We start from the raw sequence: 4,497 nt of genomic DNA, 5'->3' as shown, positions 1-4,497 counted from the left end.
TCGCTCCGCCGCCTGCGCTCCGCCGACGAGGAGGCGCAGGCTGAACGCGGCGACATGCTCGCCGCCCGTGACGGTCTTGGTAGCGGATCGGTGATCTTCGGTGACCACCATCTCAGCGTGCTGGTGCGCGAGACGGATCTCGCCCGGCTGGACGATGCGACCGCCGCCGTGGCTGCCGCGCTGGCCGATACCGGCGCGATCACCGTGCGGGAAGACACCAATCTGGAGCCCGCCTTCTGGGGCCAGTTCCCCGGCAACGAGAGCTATCTGGTGCGCCGCGCGCTGATCACCTCTGCCAACATGGCCAGCTTCGGCAGCCTGCATGGCTTTGCGCTGGGGCAGGCGGAGAACAACCACTGGGGCGAAGCGGTGACGCTGCTGGAAACGACCAGCGCGACACCGTTCTTCTTCAACTTCCACCATGGCGATCTCGGCAATTTCTCCGTCATCGGCCCGTCCGGTTCCGGCAAGACGGTGGTGATGAACTTCCTGGCGGCGCAGGCGCAGAAATTCTCACCCCGCACCGTGCTGTTCGACAAGGATCGGGGGGCGGAGCTGTTCATCCGCGGCATCGGCGGCCGGTACGACCGCATCCATGCGGGCGAGCCGACCGGCTTCAACCCCATGGCCCTGCCCGACAGCCCTGTCACCCGCGCCTTCCTGCGTGACTGGCTGGGCGTGCTGCTGAAGGCGGAGGGGCCGGAGGAGCTGTCCACCATCGCCGGCGCGGTGGACGCCGCCTACGCCAATGCGCCGCATCTGCGCCGCCTGCGCTTCTTCCGCGAATTGCTGTCGGGCACCCGCCGCCCGCAGCCCGGCGACCTGGCCGATCGCCTGAGCCCGTGGATCGAGGATGGCGAACATGGCTGGCTGTTCGACAATGCCACCGACCGGCTGGACCTCAGCACCCGCGTCATGGGCTTCGACATGAGCGCGCTGCTGGAGAACCCGCGGCTGCGCACCCCCACCATGATGTACCTGTTCCACCGCATTGACGAGCGGCTGGACGGGCAGCCGACGATGATCCTGATCGACGAGGGCTGGAAGGCGCTGGATGACGAGGTCTTCGCCGCCCGTATCCGTGACTGGCTGAAGACGCTGCGCAAACGCAACGCGCTGGTCGGCTTCGCCACTCAGTCGGCGCGCGATGCGCTGGACAGCCGCATTTCCACCGCGCTGGTCGAACAGACCGCCACCATGGTGTTCATGCCCAATGCCCGTGCGCGGGAGGAAGATTACTGCGAAGGCTTCGGGCTGACGAGCCACGAGCTCAGCCTGATCCGCAGCCTGCCCGCGCACAGCCGCGCCTTTCTGGTGCGGCAGCCCGACGCATCCGTGGTCGTGCGGCTGGACCTGTCTGGCGCGCCCGAGGTGCTGACCATCCTGTCGGGCCGCGAAAGCACCGTGCGCCGCCTGGATGCGATCCGCGCCAGCGTGGGCGACGATCCGGCGGCCTGGTATCCCCTGCTGACCAACCAGCCCTGGCCCGGTACGATGGCAGAGCCGGACTATGCCGAACTGCCGATCCCGGCTCCGGCTCCCCTGGCTGCCTTCCTGTCGCAGGAAGCCGCGGAATGAACGCGGCCGGCCTGACCCCGGCCCTGTGCCAGGAGGCGCTGGACGGCGTCGGCAGCGGTGTCGCCGCCTCGCTGCGCGCGGTCGATTGCGCCGCAGCTGCCACCTCGCAGGCGGCGTTCGGCCGGCTGTTTGCCAGTGATGGCGCGCTGCTGCCGGCTCTGACGATCCTGCTGACGCTGTATGTTGCGTTCTTCGCCTTCGGCCTGATCACCGGGCGCAGCACGCTGGGCATCTCCGCCCTGACGCCGCGCATGGTAACGCTGGGTCTGGTGCTGACCTTTGCCACCAGCTGGGCCGCCTATCAGGGCACGATGTACAATCTGGTGGTGGGCGCGCCCAACCAGATCGCCAACATCCTGACCGGCACGGAAGGCTCCGCCACCACCGTCTTCGCGGACAAGATCGACGTGGTGTTCGCGGCGCTGATCCAGGCCAGCGGTGACCAGGCAATGGAAGGGGCGACCTCCACCTTCTCGCCGCCGGGATTGCTGTGGCTGGGCGCCACGCTGCTGCTGCTGGGCACAGTGGGCCTGCTCGCCACCTGCAAGATCGCGCTGGCGATCCTGATGGCGTTGGGGCCGATCTTCGTGGTGCTGGCGCTGTTCAACGGCACGCGCGGCCTGTTCACCGGCTGGCTGAAAGGGGTCGTGCTGCTGGCGATCACGCCGCTGTTCGCGGTGCTGGGCGGGTCGCTGATGCTGGAGCTGGCGGTACCCGTATTGCGCGCGCTGACGATGGTGCCGGGCGAGATCGAGCCACGCGCGGCCATGGCCTTCTTCATGATCGGCGCCGTCCACATGGCCCTGATGATCATGGTGCTGAAGGTCGCGGGCACGATGGTGGCGGGCTGGACCGTGTTCGGCCTCGCCGGCCGCACTTCGGACAAGGCCGACAGCGCCACTGCCGCTGCTGCCGCTGCCCGCGGAGCCGCCACCGCCGTGGTCGCCGCTGCGCCGGCCAGTGCCGCCCGTGCCGCGACGGCGGCGCCTTCGCGCGAGATCCGCATGAACGCCACCGCGCTGCCGTCCGCCGCCAATGATCGCGGCGGCAGCGGCACCATCTCCGTGCGCGAGACGCGCATCATCGGCGCTGCGGCGTCAGGCACGGGCAGCACTGATCCGGCCGCTCCATCCCGTGCCCGCGGCATCGGCAGCCGGTTCCGCGCCGCGCCGCCCCGCGCCTCCAAAGCCAGGACCACACCATGATCCGCCGTGCCCTTCTCGCCGCCCTGCTGGTGGCTGCCGTCCCCGCTCAGGCCGACGACCGCCGGCTGGTGGAACATTTCTACAATGCGGACGAGGTCGTGCAGCTGCAGGGCCGCGCCAATGTGCAGGCGGTGATCCGCTTCGCCGAGAACGAACATATCGAGAACGTCGCCATCGGCGATTCCCAGAGCTGGCAGGTCACGCCCAACAAGCGGGCCAACCTGCTGTTCGTGAAGCCGCTGGCGGACCGTGCCGCCACCAACATGACGGTCGTGACCGACAAGCGGACCTATCTGTTCGACCTCGTCGCCAGCCCGGCAAACCGCAACCCCACCTACCTGCTGGCCTTCACCTATCCGGAGGAGCCGGAGGAGGACGAGCCGCAGCTGGCCGGCGCCGGTTCTGCCGGAACACCCACCGCGATCGAGCTTGCCGCGGCGACCGATCCCTATGCGGTGGTGGACCCCATCCTGCTGAACCACGATTGGCGCCGTTTCGGTGACAGCGCGCTGTTGCCGAACACGATCTATGACGATGGCACGGCGACCTTCATGTCCTGGGCGGCCGGTACGCCGCTGCCGGCCATCCTCATCCAGGATATGGAGGGGACCGAGGGACCGGTGAACTACGCCGTGCGCGGCGAGCAGATCGTGGTCGATGGCGTGCCACGCCGGCTGATCCTGCGTTCGGGAGAGGACATTGCCACCCTGGTGAACGAAGGTCCTGTCCGCGCCCCTACCGCTTCCGCCACCGCCGCTCCCCGCGCGGTTGCCAGCACGGAGACCCGCCGATGAAACTCGCCAATCGCATCGCGCCGACCCGCTCGAATGGCGAGGCAGCGCCGGACACCGACCCGCGCGAGAACGCCTCGGCGGAGGTGATCGACCTTGCCAGCCGCACCGCCTACCCGGCCGTGGCTGGTCGCAAGGGGCGTTCCGACGCCGTGGGTCTGGCGGCGGGCATCGGCTTTGTCGCGCTGCTGGGGGCCGCGACCCTGTGGGGCCTCAATGCCAGTCGTGTGCCGGATAGCTCGCAAGGTGCCGCGCCGGTGGTGCAGAACGGCCCGGCGCCCAATGCGTTCATTCCGCCGGCCACCGCGCCCGTGCCGGTGCTGAACGGGCAGCCGGCCGGCGCGCCTGCACCTTCGCCGGTGTTCTCCGCGCCGCCGCAGACTTCACCGGTGCCGATGGGCAATCCCTACGCCAGCCCCACCGTGGTGTTCGACGCCGGCGCCCTGCCCGCCCAGGCCGCCGGACCGCTGGCCGGCACGCCCGCCGGCGAAGCCGCGGCGGCCGCCACCGGAACTGGCGCCGCCGACTTCGCCAGTCGCGTGGGCGGTGTGGGTGGTGGACCGGCCGTGGCCCGCACCGATGTCGATCCACGCACCACGGTGACGCAGGGGACCATGATCCCCGCCGTGCTGGAAACCGCCATCAACACCGACGTGCCCGGCTTCGCCCGTGCCGTGGTCAGCCAGGACGTGCGCAGTTTCGACGGTACCCGTATCCTGGTCCCGCGTTCCAGCCGCCTGATCGGTCAGTACCAGTCCGGCCTGCAGGCGGGCCAGCGGCGGGCCTATGTCATCTGGACCCGGCTGATCCGGCCCGACGGCGTTTCGGTCGCACTCGCCAGCCCGGCCAGCGCGTTCGATGGCAGCGGCGGCCTGCCGGGCAAGGTGGACAGCCATTTCTTTCAGCGCTTCGGCTCGTCCATT

Annotated in this window: 4 protein-coding genes; all 4 read left to right on the top strand. The window is 69.6% G+C overall.

Translation table 11 applies throughout. The features are described from left to right. A partial coding sequence (locus D5S08_RS16225) for a VirB4 family type IV secretion/conjugal transfer ATPase (protein ID WP_479680440.1) occupies window positions 1-1,578 on the top strand: 1,578 nt, incomplete at its 5' end. After that, window positions 1,575-2,783, top strand: a complete 1,209-nt coding sequence (locus D5S08_RS16220) for a TrbL/VirB6 family protein (RefSeq protein ID WP_121120227.1) — start codon at window positions 1,575-1,577, stop codon at window positions 2,781-2,783. The genes D5S08_RS16225 and D5S08_RS16220, both read left to right, overlap by 4 nt. Continuing rightward, window positions 2,780-3,577, top strand: a complete 798-nt coding sequence (locus tag D5S08_RS16215) for a TrbG/VirB9 family P-type conjugative transfer protein (protein WP_121120226.1) — start codon at window positions 2,780-2,782, stop codon at window positions 3,575-3,577. The genes D5S08_RS16220 and D5S08_RS16215 overlap by 4 nt, the downstream gene beginning before the upstream one ends. Beyond that, window positions 3,574-4,497: TrbI/VirB10 family protein (locus D5S08_RS16210; RefSeq protein WP_121120225.1), on the top strand; the 924-nt coding region annotated here is incomplete at its 3' end. The genes D5S08_RS16215 and D5S08_RS16210, both read left to right, overlap by 4 nt.

It is taken from the genome of Croceibacterium ferulae (assembly GCF_003660445.1).
GTDB classification, from domain to species: Bacteria; Pseudomonadota; Alphaproteobacteria; order Sphingomonadales; family Sphingomonadaceae; genus Croceibacterium; species Croceibacterium ferulae.
Note: the sequence above shows the minus strand (reverse complement) of the source record. Positions and strands in the feature narration are given on the sequence as shown.